The organism is Cryobacterium sp. M15 (assembly GCF_002929675.1).
Classification (GTDB): Bacteria; Actinomycetota; Actinomycetes; order Actinomycetales; family Microbacteriaceae; genus Cryobacterium; species Cryobacterium lyxosi.
Map to the genome: position 1 here is coordinate 41889 of NZ_PJJW01000039.1, position 20246 is coordinate 62134.

15 protein-coding genes are annotated in these 20246 nt (G+C 61.9%); 13 read left to right on the top strand and 2 right to left on the bottom strand.

From position 1 onward, the window contains the following. Positions 1-113: 113 nt before the first annotated feature. The 6 genes from CXY83_RS11605 to CXY83_RS11630 all read left to right on the top strand — a co-directional run bounded on the left by CXY83_RS11605 (position 114) and on the right by CXY83_RS11630 (position 8559). The gene (locus CXY83_RS11605) at positions 114-1043 is read left to right on the top strand and encodes an ABC transporter permease (RefSeq protein ID WP_104197751.1); all 930 of its coding nucleotides are present in this window, start codon (positions 114-116) and stop codon (positions 1041-1043) included. Beyond that, entirely contained in the window at positions 1033-1980 is a 948-nt protein-coding gene (locus CXY83_RS11610; RefSeq protein WP_104197515.1) for an ABC transporter permease, read from the top strand. The genes CXY83_RS11605 and CXY83_RS11610 overlap by 11 nt, the downstream gene beginning before the upstream one ends. Beyond that, positions 1977-3725, top strand: a complete 1749-nt coding sequence (locus CXY83_RS11615) for an ABC transporter ATP-binding protein (protein WP_104197516.1) — start codon at positions 1977-1979, stop codon at positions 3723-3725. The genes CXY83_RS11610 and CXY83_RS11615 overlap by 4 nt, the downstream gene beginning before the upstream one ends. A gap of 328 nt (positions 3726-4053) precedes the next feature. Next, the gene (locus CXY83_RS11620; protein WP_104197517.1) at positions 4054-5841 is read left to right on the top strand and encodes an ABC transporter family substrate-binding protein; all 1788 of its coding nucleotides are present in this window, start codon (positions 4054-4056) and stop codon (positions 5839-5841) included. A gap of 147 nt (positions 5842-5988) precedes the next feature. Then, entirely contained in the window at positions 5989-7521 is a 1533-nt protein-coding gene (locus tag CXY83_RS11625; protein ID WP_104197518.1) for an ABC transporter permease, read from the top strand. Beyond that, positions 7522-8559, top strand: coding sequence for an ABC transporter permease (locus CXY83_RS11630; protein WP_104197519.1), 1038 nt, complete (start codon positions 7522-7524; stop codon positions 8557-8559). Positions 8560-8579: 20 nt separating this feature from the next. Here the strand turns inward: CXY83_RS11630 and CXY83_RS11635 are convergent, their stop codons facing one another. Further along, the gene (locus CXY83_RS11635) at positions 8580-9188 is read right to left on the bottom strand and encodes a PH domain-containing protein (RefSeq protein ID WP_146069923.1); all 609 of its coding nucleotides are present in this window, start codon (positions 9186-9188) and stop codon (positions 8580-8582) included. Positions 9189-9256: 68 nt separating this feature from the next. Between CXY83_RS11635 and CXY83_RS11640 the strand changes: the two genes are divergently transcribed. The 7 genes from CXY83_RS11640 to CXY83_RS17455 all read left to right on the top strand — a co-directional run bounded on the left by CXY83_RS11640 (position 9257) and on the right by CXY83_RS17455 (position 19912). Then, positions 9257-11044, top strand: coding sequence for an ABC transporter ATP-binding protein (locus CXY83_RS11640; RefSeq protein ID WP_104197521.1), 1788 nt, complete (start codon positions 9257-9259; stop codon positions 11042-11044). Between the two features lie 349 nt (positions 11045-11393). Further along, positions 11394-12377, top strand: coding sequence for an ABC transporter permease (locus tag CXY83_RS11645; protein WP_104197522.1), 984 nt, complete (start codon positions 11394-11396; stop codon positions 12375-12377). A 1-nt stretch (position 12378) separates the two neighbouring features. Beyond that, positions 12379-13329, top strand: coding sequence for an ABC transporter permease (locus CXY83_RS11650; protein ID WP_104197523.1), 951 nt, complete (start codon positions 12379-12381; stop codon positions 13327-13329). A gap of 4 nt (positions 13330-13333) precedes the next feature. Beyond that, positions 13334-15511 carry a dipeptide ABC transporter ATP-binding protein gene (locus tag CXY83_RS11655; protein WP_233200910.1) on the top strand — a complete coding sequence of 726 codons (2178 nt, stop codon included), beginning with the start codon at positions 13334-13336 and terminating at the stop codon, positions 15509-15511. Between the two features lie 28 nt (positions 15512-15539). Then, a complete protein-coding gene (locus CXY83_RS11660) occupies positions 15540-17234 on the top strand; it encodes an ABC transporter family substrate-binding protein (protein WP_104197524.1) in 1695 nt (564 codons plus the stop codon). Positions 17235-17430: 196 nt separating this feature from the next. Beyond that, positions 17431-19341 carry a translational GTPase TypA gene (gene typA, locus CXY83_RS11665; RefSeq protein WP_104197525.1) on the top strand — a complete coding sequence of 637 codons (1911 nt, stop codon included), beginning with the start codon at positions 17431-17433 and terminating at the stop codon, positions 19339-19341. A 106-nt stretch (positions 19342-19447) separates the two neighbouring features. Further along, a complete protein-coding gene (locus CXY83_RS17455) occupies positions 19448-19912 on the top strand; it encodes a hypothetical protein (RefSeq protein ID WP_146069924.1) in 465 nt (154 codons plus the stop codon). Between the two features lie 114 nt (positions 19913-20026). On the opposite strand, the gene CXY83_RS18620 is transcribed toward CXY83_RS17455, so the two are convergent. Then, positions 20027-20182 (bottom strand): hypothetical protein, encoded by a 156-nt coding sequence (locus CXY83_RS18620; protein ID WP_369831158.1) that lies wholly within the window; start codon positions 20180-20182, stop codon positions 20027-20029. Positions 20183-20246: the final 64 nt, after the last annotated feature.

A 20246-nucleotide genomic window follows, 5' to 3' on the forward strand; every position in this document is an offset into this window, starting at 1 on the left:
CCGGGCCTCTCGAGTTTCACTTAATGATTGCGATTTTCCATGCACCTGATTTCCGCCGTGTCGTCACGAACCGTATCGACCAGCACCGTGTCGACCAAGCCCCTGGATACCTGATGCTCTGGTACACCGGCAAGCGCCTGATCCAGATGATTCCCGTGTTCTTCGGCGCCACGTTTTTGATCTACTTCATGGTGTTCTCCCTTCCGGGGGACCCCATCGCTGCCCTCTACGGCGATCGGCCGCCGTCGGCCGCCGTTCTCGCGCAGATCCGGGCCGAGTACAACCTCGACAAGCCGTTCATCGTGCAGTACCTGCTCTACATCGGTAACTTTTTCCAGGGCGACCTCGGCACCACCTACTCCGGTCGTTCTGTTTCCGACGTCATGGCCTCGGCCTTTCCGATCACGGCACGGCTCGCCATGCTCGCCCTCGCCTTCGAGGCGTTTTTCGGAATTCTGGTCGGTCTCATTGCCGGTCTCCGCAAGGGCAAACTGTTCGATGCGAGCGCTCTCGTTGTGAGCCTGTTGCTGATCAGCGTGCCCACGTTCGTCATCGGTTTCGTGCTGCAATTCGTGTTCGGTGTGCAACTCGGCTGGGCCCGCACCACGGTCAGTGGTGCAGCACCGCTCGACGAACTGATTCTGCCAGCGCTGGTCCTGGCATCCGTTTCATTTGCCTACATTGTGCGCCTGACCCGGGCGAGTGTGTCCGACAATCTCAACGCCGACTTCGTGCGCACCGCGACGGCCAAGGGCCTATCCCGCCCCCGTGTCGTGACCGTGCACGTGCTGCGCAATTCCCTCGTTCCCGTGATCACCTTTCTCGGTGTCGACATTGGCTCGCTTATGGTCGGTGCCATCGTCACCGAGGGCATCTTCAATATCAACGGGGTCGGTGGCACCGTTTTCAAGGCCATTCGCCTGGGCGAAGGACCAACCGTTGTCTCGTTCATCGCCGTTATGGTCGTGATCTTCGTACTCGCCAACCTGCTCGTCGATCTGCTGTACGCAGCTCTGGACCCAAGGATCCGTTATGCCAAATAAGAATCCGGGCGTGCAGCCGCACTTCGTTGCCGCGCTCGAAGACACCCCGCTCGTCGCCATCGATCGCCTCGACGAGACCGCGAAAGCTCGCAGCACCTGGGCGGATGCCTGGGAGGCGATGCGACGTCGCCCCACGTTCTGGATCTCCTCGGGACTTATCCTGCTGATCGTGCTGGTGGCGCTGTTCCCCACCTGGTTCGCCTCGGTATCGCCGACCCAATGCCAGCTGTCGGACAGCAACGGGGTTCCGCAGTCAGGGCACCCGCTGGGATTCACCTTCCAGGGCTGCGACGTTTATGCCCGAATCATCTTCGGCACGAGTGCCTCGGTGACCGTGGGAATACTGGCTGCGGTAATCGTGACCCTGTTCGGTCTCATCGTCGGCGCCCTCGCCGGCTACTACGGCGGATTCCTCGACGGCGTCGTCTCACGGATCGGCGACATCTTCTTCGCTGTTCCCACCGTGCTCGGCGCCATCGTGTTGCTCTCGGTGCTGCCCGACCGCACTCCGGTGGTGATCGCCCTGGTCATCTCGATCTTCGCCTGGCCGCAAGTCGCCCGCATCATGCGCGGCGCAGTGCTCACCGCCCGCAACTCGGACTATGTCGTGGCTTCGGTCGCGCTCGGTGTGTCGAAGTTCAAAATTTTGGTGCGCCACGTGATGCCTAATGCCATCGCCCCCGTGATCGTGATCGCGACGGTGTCGCTTGGAACGTTCATCGTTGCCGAAGCCACGCTGTCGTTCTTGGGCATCGGCCTCGGTCCCGGCACGATGTCGTGGGGACGCGATATCGGTGAAGCGCAGACATCCATTCGCACGAGCCCGCAGGTGCTGTTGTACCCCTCGATCGCGCTTTCCTTGACCGTGCTGGCCTTCCTCATGCTCGGGGACGTTCTGCGCGATGCGCTCGACCCCCAGGCGAGGGCACGCCGATGACCCAGTTAGCGACCGAAACCGTGAATCAGATCCCGTCCACCGACTCCGCACCGCTGCTTGAAATTCGTAACCTCGAGGTCGGATTCCGCACCCAGCGGGGTCTCGTGTCCGCCGTTCGCGGTGTGAACCTCATGCTCTACCCCGGCCAGACCCTTGCTATCGTGGGGGAGTCCGGCTCGGGTAAGACCACAACCGCCCAGGCGATCATCAAGCTGCTAGCCGGTACCGGCCACGTGACCGGCGGGCAGATCCTGTTCGAGGGCCGCGACCTGACCGCCCTGACCGCCGCCGAAATGCAGGCCGTGCGCGGCCGTGAGATCGGCTACGTTCCGCAGGACCCGATGAGCAACCTCAACCCGGTGTGGAACATCGGTTTTCAGGTGTCCGAAGCGATCAGGGTCAATAGTGCTCTCCGGGGCAAGGCATTGAAACAGCGCACCATCGAAGTGCTGCAGGACGCGGGGCTGGCCGATGCCGCCGACCGGCTCAAGCAGTACCCGCACCAGTTCTCCGGTGGAATGCGCCAGCGCGTACTCATCGGCATCGGGCTGTCTGCCCGGCCGAAGTTGCTCATCGCCGATGAGCCGACCAGCGCGCTCGATGTCACCGTGCAGCGTCAGATTCTCGATCACCTCGCCACCCTCACCCGGGACTACGGCACGAGCGTCCTGTTCATCACGCACGACCTCGGCCTTGCCGCCGAACGGGCCGAGCAGCTTGTAGTGATGTACAAAGGCAAGGTTGTCGAGTCCGGGCCGTCGCAGGAAATCCTGGCCAACCCGCAGCATCCTTACACGCAGCGCCTCGTGGCGGCCGCTCCGAGCCTCGCGTCGCGGCGCATCCAGGCCAAAAAGAATCAGGAGCCCGCCGCCACCGAGATCTTCTCGATCGGCGGCATCGACACCGCGTTGATCACGCGCGCCACCGAACGCGAACTGGCGGCGTCGGGCAAGGACCTCATCTCGGTCGAGGGCATCAGCAAGATGTACCGCATTCGCAAATCCGGCCTGAAGTACGACCAACTCCTCGCCGTAAACGACGTGTCGTTTGGCGTGAAGAAGGGCACGACCACGGCGATCGTGGGGGAGTCCGGTTCCGGCAAATCGACCGTGGCCAAGCTCATTTTGCAGTTGGAGAGCCTCACCAGCGGGCGGATTGAATTCGAGGGGCGCGACGTCGCTGGGTTGAAGGGCCGGGAACTGCTGAACTTTCGTCGGCGCGTGCAGCCCGTGTTCCAAGACCCGTATGGTTCACTCGACCCGCAGTACAACGTGGGTAACACCATCGCTGAACCCCTGCTCGCGCACAAAGTGGGAACCCGGAAGGAGCGGCAGAAGCGGGTATTGGAGTTGCTCGATCAGGTGTCGCTGCCGGCTGCGACGCAGTTTCGTTACCCGAGCGAGCTGTCCGGCGGCCAACGCCAGCGCATCGCGATTGCGCGTGCCCTGGCGCTGAAGCCCGATGTCCTCGTGCTCGACGAGGCGGTGTCTGCGCTCGATGTGCTCGTGCAGGGTCAAATTTTGAACCTGCTCACCGAGTTGCAGACGGAACTGGATCTGACGTACCTGTTCATCACCCATGATCTTGCGGTGGTGCGACTGGTCGCCGACAATGTCTGTGTCATGCAGAAGGGACGTATCGTCGAAGCGGCATCCACCGACGACGTGTTCGACAATCCGAGGGAGCTCTACACGCAGGAGCTCCTCGCCGCCATCCCCGGTGGCGATTTCGAGTTCGGTCGCTAACGGCTCGATTCGTTCCAAACAGGCCTGACCGGCAATAACGGTCAGGCCTGTCTGGCGTTCAGCGCCACTTTGGACCGCGGACCAGCTCGGCGGCCCGGTGGTGCTTTCCGCGGTTTGGTCGGTAAAAAAGGGACAAATTCCGCGCACGGGCGGACCAGGCGCAATTTTTGTGCAGAATGCCCGACTTGAACGAAAAAGAATGGAGCTATTTCATAACAGTTCGGCAATTTGATTGGCAAGCTGGGGATTTCTCTCTATGGTCATAGCTAAACACGATCGACTCGCGGCGCCTCGCCCGTATCGACGATCACTTCGCCCAGGAGGAATCTTGTCCATCAGAGGAAAACTGCTTAGGAAGAGCCTCAGTGGGGTCGCCGTTCTCGGCGTCGCTGCCCTCGCCCTGACCGCATGCACCACAGCCGGCAGTACCGCCCCGAATACGGATGCCGCGGCCAGCGGCGGCACGGTCACGGTTGCCGTGGTCAACGACTTCACGTCGTTCAATAACCAGACCCCGCAGTCCAACCTCGACACCAACGGCCAGGTCGGTTACCTCATGGGTAGCTACGGCTCGGCCTTCTCCTACATTGATAAAGACTTCAAGATCGTGCATGAAAAAAAGTTCGGCACCTTCGAGAAAACCAGTGACGACCCGCAGACCGTCACATACACGCTGAATCCCGAGAACAAGTGGTCAGACGGAGAGCCCGTGACCGCCGATGACATGGTGCTTTCCTGGGCAACCCAGGCCGGCTATTACGACAGTTCCACTACCGATGAGGCCACCGGTGAGGTGACCACCGGTACGACCTACTTCGAGATTGCGGCGAGCACTGCCGGCCTCGACACGACAGCTTTTCCCACGGTCAGCGATGACAACCTGTCGATGACGTTGGTCTACGGCACCCCCTATGTGGATTGGGAGCTGGTCAACCCGATCGGCCAGCCCGCACACATCGTTGCCAAGAAGGCCGGGCTGAGCTCTGCCGCTGATCTGACCGCCTTGCTCAAGGGGCTGCCAAAAGGCGACCCGGCCAACCCGGCCGCTCCCGACCCCACGCTCAAAGCTGCTGCGGACTTCGTAAACACCGGCTACGACGTGACCGCCTTCCCAACCGACCCCGACCTACTGGTTTCCAGTGGTCCGATGGTGCCGACCGGCTGGACCCCCGGCCAGTCGTTCACGATGGAGCGCAACAAGTACTACGTCGGCGGCATGATTCCCAAAATCGACAAGATTGTGCTGCGCGTCATCCCCGACGCGAACGCGCAGGTCACCGCGCTGCAGAACGGTGAAGTGGACATCATCAACCCGCAGGCATCCGCTGACACACTGACCGCACTGGAGAACACCGGCGCTGACGTGCTCACCGGCGACCAGGTGTCGTACGACCACCTCGACCTCAACTTCGGAGCCCCGGTCTTCGCCGACCTCAGTGTTCGCCAAGCGTTCCTGAAGACCATTCCGCGGCAGCAGATTCTTGACTCCATCGTGACCCCGGTCAACCCGGACGCCAAGGTTCTGAACTCGCAAATCTGGGTTCCGGCCAACGAACCGTACGCCGACTCGATTGCGAACAACGGATCCAGCGACTACGCAGAGGTCGACATCGAAGGCGCCAAGACGCTCCTCGCCGGAGCAACACCAACGATCAGCATCCTCTACAACACCAAGAACCCAAACCGCGTCGATGAGTTCCAGGCCATTCAGGAATCGGCTACCAAAGCCGGTTTCAACATCGTGGACAAGGGCTCACCCGACTGGGCCTCCCTATTGGCCGGTGGCGACTATGACGCCTCGATCTTTGGTTGGATCAGCCCGGGTGTCGGCTCTGCCGGTATTTCGCAGATCTTCTCAACCGACGGCGGTGGAAACTACAGCCGTTACACGGGAACCAATGCTGATGCCATCGCGACCCAGACCACTCTGGATCCCGACGAACTCGTCAAGATCGAGAAGCGTATGGACAAGCAGATGTTTACGGATGCCTACGGCCTGCCGATGTTCCAACTGCCCGGTGTGTTCGGTGTCGCCAAGCGCGTGAGCGGTGTGGAGTATATGGGCAACCAAACCGGTCCGTTCTGGAACTTCTGGGAGTGGTCCGTCAGTAAGTAGCACGACCGAGATATACAGCTCGATCGCGCCGTTGGGCTCCTGGGCACGCCCGGGAGCCCAACTCGTGAGTCTGGCGGCATCCGTTCTTTTGTTCTTTCGCCTAATTCAGAAGTGCGAACCAACCCCCTACAGCGAGGTAGCCCACACATGGTGACCTTCATCCTGAGACGTGTTCTCGTTTCCGTGCTCATCCTGGTCGCTGCATCATTTCTGATGTACGTCATGGTGGGCTATTCGGCCGACCCGCTTCAAGACCTCCGAAGCAGCAATTCGCCCAATAAGCAGCAACTGATCAACGCCCGCGTCTCGCTGCTCGACCTTGACGTTCCGCCGCCCTTGCGCTGGGTGCTCTGGATCGGAGGTGTGGCGAAATGTGCGATTCCGTTCGCCAACGCTTGCGACCTGGGCTCGACTATCTCGAATGCTCGGGTGGTCGACATCCTGCCCAACGCCCTTGCCGCGACGGTGCAGCTCGTCACCTTCGCGCTTGTGCTGGCCATTCTGCTCGGCGTGACGATCGGTATCATCACCGCCCTCCGCCAGTACAGCGGCCTGGACAACACGGTCACCTTCGTCAGTTTCTTCCTGTACTCGCTGCCCGCCTTCCTTGTCGCCGTGCTGCTCAAAGAATTCGTCGCCATCGGTTTCAACGACTTTCTGCGAGACCCCGTGATCGGTGGCGTAGCCTTGCTGGTCATCGGCCTCATCGTCGGGGCCATCTGGCAGTCGCTCCTCGGTGGTGACGGGCGGCGCAGACTGGTCGTCTTCCTCGTGTCGGGGCTTGCGACATCGGGTGTTCTGCTGCTGATGAGTGCGACGGGATGGTTCATGCGCCCGGGCCTCGGCGCGATCCCGATCATTCTGCTGGTCGCTGCGATCGCCCTCGGCTCGGCCACCCTGCTGGCTGGCCTGCGCAACCGTCGGGCACTCATCACGGCGGGTATCAACGCGGTGATCGCCATTGCTGCGTACTTCACCCTGCAACCATTGTTCGCGGTGTCGAGCGCGGGCACCCTGTTCATTTTGGCGCTCGCCACCGTCGCGGTAGGTCTCGTGAGTGGTTTTCTGGCCGGCGGCTACGACCGGGGCCAGAACATGCGGGTCGGTCTCGTCACTGCCCTGTTTTCCGGCGCTGTCGTTCTGCTGGACCGCTTCATGCAGTCCTGGGGCGATCTGCTGTCCGCTACGAACGGACGACCGATCGCGACGGTGGGCTCGAAGACACCGGGGCTGTCCGGCGATGTGTGGCTTTCGGGCCTCGATGCCTTCGTGCACCTGACCCTGCCGACAATTGCGCTGCTGCTCATCTCCTTCGCCGGGTACACCCGATACTCCCGCGCCGGCATGCTCGAAGTTCTCAGTCTGGACTTCATCAGGACGGCTCGCGCCAAGGGACTACCCGAACGCACCGTGATCATGCGCCACGCCTTTCGCAACATGCTCATTCCCTTGACAACCCTCGTCGCTTTCGACGTCGGCGCCTTGCTCGGTGGCGCGATCATCACAGAATATGTCTTCGCTATCCCGGGCATGGGCAGTCTGTTCAATGCGGGTCTCTTTCGCGGTGACGTCAATCCGGTCATGGGGTACTTCCTGATCGTGGCCGCGATGGCCATCACCTTCAACTTTCTGGCCGATATGGCCTATGCCGGGCTCGACCCGAGAGTGAGGATTCGCTAAATGTCCACACCGATTGGTTCGGGGCAGACCCCGCCCACCGAAATTCCGGCCGACGAACTCACCGCCGCCAGCGCTATCCCCGAGAGCCAGGGGCGTTTGATTTGGCGACGGTTCATCGGCAATAAGGTCGCCGTTGCTTCGATCATCGTCATTGCGTTCATCATCATTTTTTCCTTCTCCGCCATCGGCGTCGGCGCCATTCCCGGCTGGTGGAAATACGATTTCAAATCACTCAATCCGCAGGTGAATCAGGGTGACCCGACCCTGTCGCTCCTGCCCCAATTCCTCGGCGGCAACGGAATCTCGCTGGGCGAACATCCGTTTGGCCAAGACCGTATCGGCAAGGACTACTTCGCCATGACCATGCGCGGAATTCAGAACTCCGCGCTCGTCATGGTGGTTCTCGGCCTGATCGCCACGGTCGTCGGAGTGGTGGTCGGGGCGGTCGCGGGCTACTACCGCGGCATGGTCGATGCCGTACTGATGCGCGTCACGGACGTCTTCATCGTGATTCCCGCGCTCGTCATCGGCTCGGTCGTCGGCCACTGGTTCGGCAGCCTGGGCGCCCCGATACTCGCAATCATGCTCGGGTTCTTCTCCTGGATGGGCATCGCCCGGCTGGTGCGCAGCGAGTTCCTGTCGCTGCGCGAACGCGAGTTCGTCGAGGCCGCCCGGGTCGCCGGGGCCTCGGACGCGCGCATCATCTTCAAGCACATCCTGCCCAACGCCATGGGAGTGGTCATCGTGTCGGCCACGCTCATCATGGCGTCTGCCATTTTGCTGGAGACAGCGTTGAGCTTTCTCGGCTACGGTATCCGCTCTCCCGACGTGTCGCTCGGCCTGCTGATCAGCTCCAACCAGTCGGCGTTCCAAACCCGACCGTGGCTGTTCTGGTGGCCCGGTGCCTTCATCGTGTCACTGGCGTTACTCGTCAACTTCGTCGGCGACGGCCTCCGCGATGCCTTCGACCCGCGCCACCGCCGGTTCAACCTCAGCAAAATGCGCGAAACCCGGCCGGAGCCGGAGACCCAGCCGTGACGTCGCGCAGCGCCGTAGAGCTACGCCAACAGAATGGCCACAACGGATGCCGCAGCACCCGCCGCCAGCACGCCAGCGCGACCCCAGGCCCAGACCACCGCAACGGGCGTCTGTGCCGCGAGGCCGCCATCAACCCGACCGGTCTTCTGGAGCAGGTCCCAGCGTGCGCGCACCAGTTGCGCCGCTTCCCCGGACTCACTTCCCGGCAAATCGCCGGGCCGCGGGAAGCCGCTGACGTAGGGCACCGGGTCGGTGCTCTTGCGGCGTCCGGAGCTGGTCAGGCTGCGGCCGGGCGCTGGGGCACAAAACACCGCGAACTTACGACCTGGCGTGTAGAGGGTGAGGGCGAACTTGGTGTCCACGTGCACGAGCGCCGCCCACGGAACGACGATGGTGCGCAGCGGATTGCGAATGGTGACGGCATCATCGCTCACTCGCAGGTCGGGCCGCCAGAGCACTTCCCAGACGAACAGCATCACGAACAGGGCTGGAATGACCAGCCAGCGGTTCGACGCTGTCGGGAGCAAAAACAGGCTCAGCGCGGTGAGTGCGGCGACCGCGCAGAAGACCGCCGCGATGATGCGATTGAACCGCGAGTAGAAAACATTCGGAACGGCAGCGACGGACATGCAGCCATGCTGCCAGATTTTGGCGGCAACCACCGAAGCAGCAGCAGCATTGACGAAAGCAGGACTTCATGACCGACCAGGTGACGACCACATTCTCCGGCCCGGTGCTGCAGGTCACGGATCTCACGGTGCATTTCGGCGTCGACAACGTCTGGGTGCCGGCCGCGCTCAACCTGAACTATTCGATCGAGCGGGGCAAGGTGCTCGCCATCGTCGGCGAGTCCGGCTCGGGTAAGAGCGCCAGCTCGATGGCCATTCTCGACCTGCTCCCCGAGAACAGCCGTATCTCCGGCAGCGTCAAACTCAACGGCCGAGAGCTCATGGGGCTGAAGCCCGCCCAGATGCATAAGGTGCGCGGTGGTCAGATCGCCATGATCTTTCAGGAGCCGATGACGGCACTCAACCCGGTCTACACGATCGGGTTCCAGATCATCGAGACTCTGCGCGCCCACTTCGGCATGTCACCCTCACAGGCCAAGGCGCGTGCCCTGGAACTGCTCGACCTGGTCGAGCTGCCCGATCCACTCAAAGCCTTCGACTCCTACCCGCACCAGCTGAGCGGCGGACAACGCCAGCGCGCCATGATCGCCCAGTCCATCTCCTGCGACCCGCAGCTCCTCATCGCCGACGAACCGACGACAGCCCTTGACGTGACGGTGCAGGCCGAGATCCTCGACCTGCTGCGTAGCCTGCGCGACCGACTCGACAGCGCCATCCTGCTGATCACGCACGACATGGGTGTCGTTGCCGACCTTGCCGATGACATCGCCGTGATGCGACGGGGAGTCATCGTCGAACGCGGCACGGTCGATCAGATCTTCAACGAACCCACCCACCCGTACACCATCGCCCTGCTCCAAGCCGTTCCGCACCTCGGCCAGCGCGGTGACCAAGCGATCGACATGACGGCCGCGCTCGCCATCGGCACCGACATCGTGGTGGACGCCGTGCTCGCCGCTCGCATCGAGGTCAACGAACGTCTGGCAAATGAGGCCGCCGCTGCAGCCCGGCGTGATAGCCGCGAAGTGGTCGTGAAGTTTGACGACGTCGTCATCGAATACCCCAAGCATGGTCGCGTCGCGGCGTTCCGCGCCGTCGACAAGGTCAACCTGTTCGTGCGCCAGGGAGAGGTTCTCGGACTCGTGGGGGAGTCGGGCTCCGGTAAAACCACCCTCGGACGTGCCGCCATCGGTCTACTCCCGATAACAGAGGGAACGCTGCACGTTGCCGGTCAGGATATCTCGAAGGCCAGCCGTGACGAGATCCATCGACTGCATAAAAGCGTCGGCATCGTCTTTCAAGACCCCTCCTCCTCGCTCAACCCGCGGATGCCCATTGGCGACAGCATCGCGGAACCTCTCAAACTCGGCAAGGGTTTGAAGGGCGCGGCACTGAGCGCCGAGGTGGAACGGCTGCTCGATAGCGTTGAGCTGCCGCGGTCTTATCGCAGCCGCTTTCCGCACGAACTCTCCGGTGGGCAGAAGCAGCGTGTCGGCATTGCCCGTGCGCTCTCGCTTGAGCCGAAAGTACTCATCGCCGATGAGCCCACCAGCGCGCTGGACGTATCGGTGCAGGCCCGCGTGTTGCAGCTGATCCAGGCGCTGCAGCAACAGATGAATTTCGCCTGCCTGTTCATCACCCACGATCTTGCCGTCATCGACGTGCTGGCCGATCGCATCGCGGTCATGCACCACGGCCGCATCGTGGAAACCGGCACGCGGGATGAGATTCTGCGCTACCCGAAAGACCCTTATACCCAGCGTCTGCTGGCCGCCGTTCCGATCCCCGATCCGACCGAACAGCGTGCCCGCCGCGAACTGCGCCGCGAGCTGCTGGCCGGCGGCTCCGACAACTAGGGCCAGCACTCACCGCCTTCGTATTGGGGCCCTTCATCGTGCCTGCCATAGCACGCTACCAACTTCGCGAAGGGCACAGAACCACAACGATTAATGGTGAATAATTCGATTTAATCAAGGTTAGACGCGGATTTGTGCGATTTCGTGGCTTTTTGTGCGTAGAAGCTCTCGAGAACCCTAGGCTCTGATCAAAGCACTACAAAGCAAGGATGCTTTGCACCTGTACATATGCATTTCCTGCAAGGAGATGCAAAGGAGGATCACCGTGGTTTCGACACGTTTGAAGTTGGCTGTTGTTCGCCTAGCGGATCACGAGTGTGGGTACTAGAGGCAGCGAAAAAGCTCCCACGTGGTTTTCTACATCGTTCGTCGATTCCTCAATTACTTTGTTCTCTCTGCAATTGCAACCTGTCTGGCCTACGTAGTCGCCAGTGTCGCGCTCGACCCCGCGGCGAAGTATCTCGGCCGTAACCCTCGGCCGAGCGACAGCACCATCACGAGCATTCTCGACGGGCTCGGCGTGAATCCCGACGTACCGGTACTCTCGCGGCTGTGGGAGTGGATCGTCAACCTCGTTGCGCACGGGTCGCTGGGAAACACGGTCGGCGGAACGCCGGTCGTGCAGGAAATCATCGCGCGATCGGGGGTGAGCCTGCGTCTGCTGCTGATTGGGTCGGTCATCGGAGCCATCCTCGGTGTGGTTTTCGGAGTGTGGGGTGCCGTGCGGCAATACCGTGCGAGCGACCAAATCGTCACGTACAGCTCCTACCTCATCTTCGCCACCCCAACCTTTGTCGTGGGCGTGCTGCTCATGATCGGCGCGACGGCCATGAACGGTGCGGTCGGCAAACAACTCATCAACTTCACCGGGGAATACTCCGCGGGTCTTTCCGGCCCATGGTGGGTGCTCGCGGCTGACCGGGCGGTGCACCTGCTGCTGCCCACCCTCGCCCTGGTGCTCATGGGAACGGCCAGCTATTCGCGGTACCAGCGCAGCGTCATGCTCGATGTGCTCGCCGCCGACTATATTCGCACGGCCCGTTCAAAGGGCCGCTCGCGAAATTCCGCCCTGGTGCGCCACGGCGTGCGGGTCGCGCTCATTCCCATGTCGACATTTTTCGCCTACAGCTTCGGCACGCTCATCTCGGGCTCGATCATGCTCGAGATCGTCTTCTCATTCCATGGCATGGGCGAGTTTGCGCTGCAATCGATCACCCAGAGCGATATCAACGGTGTCGCCGGTACGACCTTGTTTCTTGCGATTCTCGTGTTGTTCTCGTCCACGCTTTCCGAGGTACTGTACGCAGCCCTCGACCCACGAGTGAGGTACTGATATGGCTGATATCGACATTAGGCCGATACCGGACACCACGATCGCGCTGCAGAGCGAGGGGGCAGCCGACCTGGCCGGCGGCATCCGCTCTTCTCAGGCACGATCCCGCGGACGCCTCATCTGGCACCGTCTCGTCCACACACCGCGGTTCTGGGTGGGCGCGATCGCGATAACGCTCATCGCTCTCTGGGCGATTCTTGGTCCGGTCTTCTACCCCTACAACGCCACGGGACGCGATTCGCTCAACATGGGTATCGGTCCCACCCAGCTTCATTGGTTCGGTACAAACGGCATCGGGCAGGATCTGTATGCACAGACACTCGTGGGGCTGCAGAAGTCCCTGGTGATCGGGCTTATCGCCGGACCGCTCGGAACCGCCATCGCAGCAATTGCCGGTTCGGTGGCCGGTTATATGGGCGGCATCGTCGACAAAGTGATCGTGTGGTGCATCAATCTCCTGCTTGTTCTGCCATCGTTCATCCTTCTTGTCATCCTGAGCCCGCTTTTCAAGGGACTCTCGTGGGTATTCCTGACCATTTTCTTAGCGGCATTTAGCTGGATGATCATGGCGCAAGTGATCCGGTCGCAAACCCGTTCGCTGCGAAATCAGGACTTCGTGAAAGCGGCGCGGTACATGGGAGTGCCGATGCCGAAAATTCTCGGCCGTCACATCATTCCCAACGTCGCCTCGCTGCTCATCATCGACGCGACGCTGGGTGTCGTCGGGGCGATCATGGCTGAGACGAGCCTGAGCTATTTCGGCTTTGGCGTACGGGCGCCGGACGTGTCGCTCGGAACGCTCTTGTCCGAGGGCACCAGCGCGGCAATCACCCGGCCCTGGTTGTTCGTTTTTCCGGCCGGCGTTCTCGTGGCAACCCTTTTCGCCGTCAGCCTCGTGGGTGATGCCCTGCGGGATGCTGTCGATCCAACCTCGGGAGTAAACCGTGAGTAATTCAGTGACAGAAATCGTTGCGGCCGCGCGGAAGGTCAGCGCGCGATCGATAGCCCGCCCGCCCCTGCTCGAGGTGAAAAACTTGTCGGTGACTTTCCCGCAACGCGGCGGCCCTACCGTGCAGGCCGTTCGGGGGATCAGCTATCAGGTGCACGAGGGAGAATTCCTCGGTATCGTCGGCGAATCCGGCTCGGGAAAATCAGTCTCATCGCTGGCCCTCATGGGACTCCTTCCGAGCTCGGCCGTGGTGCAGGGCAGCATCACCTTCGACGGCCGATCGCTCCTCGACCTCAATGACCGGGAGTTGTCGAAGATACGTGGCAAGGACATCGCCATGATCTTCCAGGACCCACTCTCGGCCATGACGCCGGTGTACACGGTGGGTGACCAGATTGCCGAGGCGCTCCTGCTGCACGATGCGGCACTCAGCAAGAAGGCGGCGCGTGCGCGAGCGGTGGAATTGCTCACCGTCGTCGGTATCCCCGACCCACGACGACGTGCGAAGGCCTTCCCCCACGAGTACTCGGGTGGCATGCGTCAGCGTGCCATGATCGCGATGTCCATCGCGAACGACCCTCGGCTGATCGTCGCGGACGAACCGACCACGGCCCTCGACGTGACCATTCAGGCGCAGATCCTGGACGTGCTCGAAACGGCCAAGGAACTTACCGGGGCAGCCGTGGTTCTCATCACCCACGACCTGGGTGTCGTGGCCGGCCATGCTGATCGCATTGCGGTGATGTATGCCGGAAAGCTCATAGAGAACGGCTTGACAGCTGATGTTTTCGCCGACCCCCACATGCCGTACACGGTGGGGCTGCTGCGGTCCGTTCCCAACATGCAGACAGCAGGAACGCAACGGCTCGTTCCCCTCGAGGGCCGACCGCCGTCGTTGACGGCTTTGCCGAATGGATGCCCGTTCGCTGCGCGCTGCCCGATTGCGATCGATACCTGCCGTGACACGGAGCCGGAGTTGCTTGGACACCGCGCTGCGGCATCCAAGATCGTCCTGACCGGCGAGCACGACGTGACCCATGTGGCGGCCTGCCATCGCTCTGATGAGATCGCATCGGGTTCGTTGGCCAAGGGCGATATTTTCCCTCGGCCGGAACCGCTCGTCGTCAGTCAGCCCTCACAACGGCCGGGGGAGGATCCTGTTCTCACGGTGTCGAACCTGGTGCGCCATTTTCCCTTGACTAAGGGCGGAGTGTTTTCTCGGCGTATCGGAACCGTGCGGGCGGTCGACGGAGTCTCATTCTCAGTCTTACCTGGGCAAACCCTCGGTCTAGTCGGGGAGTCGGGGTGCGGTAAATCCACCACGATTCTCGAAGTTCTCGAGATGACCAAGCCCCAGGGCGGCCAGATTCTGATCGACGGAACCGACGTGGCGAACCTTAATCGCGTCGACAAGCTGCGCCTGCGTCGTGACGTGCAGATCGTCTTTCAAGACCCCATGGCGGCTATTGATCCCCGGCTTCCGATCGGCGACATCATTGGCGAACCGCTGACCGTGCACGGTGTGAAAACCGAAGCCCGGCGGGAGCGCGTGCGCGAGCTACTCGACCTCGTGGGCCTCGACCCGCTCATGGCCGACCGTTACCCACACGAATTCTCGGGGGGGCAACGCCAACGCATTGGCATCGCCCGTGCCTTGGCGACCAATCCTCGCCTGGTCGTGCTCGATGAGCCGGTATCAGCACTGGACGTGTCGATCCAGGCCGGTGTGATCAACCTGCTCGAAGATCTCAAGGAGCAGCTCGGTCTCTCCTACCTGTTCGTGGCTCACGACCTGGCCATTGTGCGACAGATCGCTGACACCGTGGCCGTCATGTACCTGGGCCGTATCGTGGAATACGGGCCGGTAGCCGATGTATTTGCGCATCCGCGGCATCCGTACACTCAGGCACTGATTTCCGCAGCCCCGATTCCTGACCCGGTCATCGAGCGTAGCCGCCAGCGTGTGCTGCTCGCGGGTGACCTGCCGAGCCCCACCGAGCAGATCGACGGGTGCAACTTTCGCAGCCGCTGCCCGCTGTTCACGACCCTCGGCCCTGCGGCGCAGTCGCTTTGCGCCGAATCCGACCCACAACTGACCCCTGACGGCACGGTTGAAGCAGCTTGCCATCACGTGGGCGTTACCAAAACTTATCTGACCGCACAGTCCAGCAATGTACAGAAATAGTCCCACCAAGAATCAAAGGAGAATCCCTATGAGACGGAAAAGTACTGCGTTCGCAGCAGTTGCCGTTCTGAGTGCGTCTGCCCTGTTCCTCACGGCATGCGCACCCGGCAATACCGCAGAAAATGGTACCGCCGACACCCCGAGTGGTGCGGTGCCGTCTACGGCCTGGGACAGCGCCACGGCCGACCAGGTCACCGATGGGGGAACGCTCAACCTGGCCATCAACGCTATGCCGGCAAACTGGAACCTCGCCCACGTCGATGGCAACGAGGTCGACACGAAGACCACCATCTCGCCCACTGCTGGCAGCATTTACTCCATCGGCGAAGACGGAACACCAGAGCTCAACCCCGACTATGCAACGTCGGTCGAGCTCATCAGCGAAGATCCCCAGGTCGTCGAGATCAAGCTCAACCCGGACGCCGTCTGGCAAGACGGTGCTCCCATCACCTACAAGGACTACGAGTCCACCTGGGGTGCCATGAACGGTGCCGATGAGGCCTACCAGCCGGCCTCGAGCGCGATCTGGGAAGAGATCGAATCGATAGAGCCGATCGAGGGGGACTTCGACTTCACGGTGACGTTCAGCAGCGTCAACGCGGACTGGCAGTCCGTCTTTGCGGACCTGCCTGCCATTCTTCCGGTTGCTGCCACCGCCACGTCGGAGGCCTTCAACACCGGTTACATCACGTCGCCGATACCGTCCAGCGGACCGTTCATGATTTCGGACATCGACACGACCGGCCAGGTCGTCACGCTCACCCGCAACCCGGTGTGGTGGGGTCAGACGCCCAAGCTGGAGACCATTTACGTGAAGGTCGTCAGCGGCGACGCGCAGGCGGCAGCATTCGGCAACTCCGAAACGGACGTGCTCTACATTTCGTCCAACGCCGACGCCTACCAGACCGCCCAGGGACGAACGGATGCCCAGATCCAGTCCTCCGGTGGCCTCACGTGGACGCACGTGACCTTTAACGGTTCCAAGGGGCCGCTCGCCGATGTGAAGATGCGTACAGCGCTTGGTCACGCCATCAACCGGTCCGTTATTTCCGAATCAGCCAACACCCCGGTGGGCGTTCCTGCCACAACGCAGGGAAGCTACATCTTCATGCCCGGTCAGAAGGGGTTCGAAGACAACGTCGGTGACGCGATCGGCTTCGACGTCGACAAGTCCAAGGCACTCCTCGATGAACTCGGTTACACGGAAGGTGACAACGGCGTGCGTGAGAAGGATGGCACCCCTCTCGTTCTCACCATGACGATCCCAGCCGAGACGGCCACGAACAAGCAGCGTGCCGTTCAGGTGCAGGCCGACCTCAAGGATGTCGGCGTGACTGTCGAACTGAACGAGGTTCCCGCGGCTGGATTCTTCTCCGACTACGTCATCACGGGCGACTTTGAAATGACGGGCTTTTCCTGGGCCGGTACCGCCTTCCCGATTTCGTCGTCGGAGGCGTTGTTCTCCCCGGTCGGTTCCGAGTCGAACTTCACCGGGATCACCGATGACTCGCTCACCGGTCTCTTCGACCAAGCAAACACCGAGCTCGATCCCGAGAAGCGCCTGGTGATCGCCGACAAGATCGACAAGGTGCTGGCCGCCTACGTGCCCATCATTCCGATCGCACCGCTCCCCAATGTGTACGCGGTCAAGGACGGTCTCGTGAATTACGGAGCCACGCAGTTCGAAACCGTCGACTGGACCCTCGTCGGTTGGAAGAACTAACCGACTCGCAGCACTGCTACGCGGGGTGAGGCCATCCGGTCTCGCCCCGCTTGTGTCTGCCTTCGGGCTCGCGGTCCGCCGGAGCGTAAAAATCATACGGTAGGATACTACTTTGGGTCACACTATGACCCTTGGTATCCATTCTTCGTCGCGCGCGAGACTCTGCGGCACTCATTCTTCGTAAGGATTTATTTTTATGGCGATTGCTACACGCAATAACCTCCGAAATGTTGCAATCGTTGCTCACGTTGACCACGGTAAGACGACGCTGGTCGACGCGATGCTCAAGCAGACCGACTCTTTCGCTGACCACTCTCACGTTGAAGAGCGCGCGATGGACTCGAACGAGCTCGAGCGCGAAAAGGGCATCACGATTCTCGCCAAGAACACGGCGGTTTCGTACAAGGGCATCCACGCCACCGAGGGTCCCATCACGATCAACGTGATCGACACCCCGGGCCACGCCGACTTCGGTGGCGAGGTCGAGCGCGGACTGTCCATGGTCGACGGCGTCGTGCTCCTCGTCGATGCTTCAGAGGGCCCGCTGCCGCAGACCCGTTTCGTACTCCGCAAGGCGCTCGAAGCCAAGCTTCCCGTCATCCTGCTGGTCAACAAGACCGACCGTCCCGACGCGCGTATCGATGAGGTCGTGGCCGAGAGCCAGGACCTCCTGATCGGCCTCGCGAGCGACATGGCCGACGACTTTCCCGACCTCGACCTCGACGCCGTCCTCGACGTACCCGTCGTCTACGCGTCGGGCCGTAACGGTGCCGCCAGCTGGAACAAGCCCGAAGACGGCACCCTGCCGGACAACGATGACCTCGAGCCGTTGTTCGATGCGATCCTCAAGCACATCCCGGCACCGACCTACGATGACACGCACCCGCTCCAGGCGCACGTCACCAACCTTGACGCGTCGCCGTTCCTCGGCCGTCTCGCACTGCTGCGCATCTTCCAGGGCACCATCAAGAAGGGTCAGACCGTGGCCTGGGTGCAGCAGGACGGCACCGTCAGCAATGTGAAGATCACCGAGCTGCTCATCACCAAGGCTCTCGACCGCTACCCGACCGAGAGCGCTGGCCCCGGCGACATCGTCGCCGTAGCCGGTATCGAGAACATCACCATCGGTGAGACCCTCGCCGACCCCGACGACGTGCGCCCATTGCCGACCATCACGGTCGACGACCCGGCCATCTCGATGACCATCGGCACCAACACCTCGCCGCTCATGGGCAAGGTCAAGGGCCACAAGCTCACCGCCCGCATGGTCAAGGACCGCCTTGACCGCGAACTCGTCGGTAACGTCTCGCTCAAGGTCGTTGACATTGGACGCCCGGACGCGTGGGAGGTTCAGGGCCGTGGTGAACTGGCCCTCGCCATCCTGGTCGAGCAGATGCGTCGCGAAGGCTTCGAACTCACCGTTGGCAAGCCGCAGGTGGTTGTCCGGCGCGTTGACGGCAAGATCCACGAGCCGTACGAGCACCTCACCATTGATGCGCCCGAAGAATACCTCGGTGCCATCACGCAGCTGCTCGCAGCCCGCAAGGGTCGCATGGAGAACATGGCCAACCACGGCACTGGCTGGGTTCGCATGGAATTCATCGTTCCGTCACGTGGATTGATCGGCTTCCGCACCCAGTTCCTCACCGACACGCGTGGTACCGGTATCGCCAACGCGATTCTGCACGGCTACGAGCCTTGGGCCGGCACCATCAACACCCGCACAAACGGTTCCATCGTGGCCGACCGCTCCGGTGCTGTCACGCCGTTCGCGATCATCAACCTGCAGGAGCGCATGTCGTTCTTCGTGCAGCCGACCAGTGAGGTTTATGAAGGCATGGTCATCGGCGAGAACTCGCGCGCCGACGACATGGACGTGAACATCACCAAGGAAAAGAAACTGACCAACATGCGTCAGTCCAGTTCCGACACGTTCGAGTCGATGACGCCGCCCAAGGTGCTTTCGCTCGAGCAGTGCCTCGAATTCGCTCGCGAAGACGAGTGCGTCGAGGTCACCCCCGCCGCCGTGCGTATTCGCAAGGTGGAGCTGACGGCATCCGCTCGCTCACGCCAGGTTTCACGCGTCAAGAAGATGGACGCGAACTAGCCAGTTTCGCTCCCAAGAGCGTAAAAAGTGCCGCTTTGACCAGGTCAAAGCGGCACTTTGTGCATCCTCGCGGTGTACTCATTCGCATAACGTGAAAGGTTTTTTCATGACAACCAGCAGACCAACACGACGAGTTGTTCTCGCTCTCGTAGTCGCTGCCGCCGGGTTACCGCTCTTGGCGGGCTGCTCCGTGGGCGAGTCCGTGCGCGATAGCGTGAATGGCGCCGTCAACGGGGCTGTTCAGGACGCGACGGGCGGTGACGTCAGCCTCGGTGGGCAGCTTCCCGCCGACTGGCCGACCGAAATTCCTGTGCTCGACGGAGAGGTTCTCTTCGCGACCGGTGGCCTGGGCGAGAGTGGGGTCGGTGCCTGGGTCGTGACCGTCAGTACCACGTCGACGGCTCCCCTGGACGACGCGCGGGCCCAGCTGTTGGCGGCCGGCTTCACCGAAGTTGTGGCCGGAGTAGACGCTGAGGTGGTCACAATGGCGAATGCGACGTACGGCGTCGTCGTCGCTGGAAATTCCGATGGCGTTCTGTACACCGTCACTCCGGTGCCGGCGCTCGGTTAGGCGAACAGGGCTGCGCCGACGTAATTCTTGGTCGGAGATGCCTCCGGGAACGGCGAAAAGGGCGCTGCTAACGCGCCGAAATGTACTCGTCGAGCGCGTCGAGCTTGACCAGGTTCAGCTGCACAGTAGCGAATTGGGTGGCGACCGCTGGAAGCTGATGCAGAACAACCCGGCTTCCAGTCGCCCCAACTCATCGTTGCCATCGACGAAATTGTAGCTGGGACGCAGTAATTTGGTGCCGTTGTTCTGGGCTGTATGCGCCAGCCGCACGTGTGCCAGGCGGTCCGGTCCTGGTCCTCTTCGAGGTCGGGCTCGCGCAGGTCGAGCGTGGGGT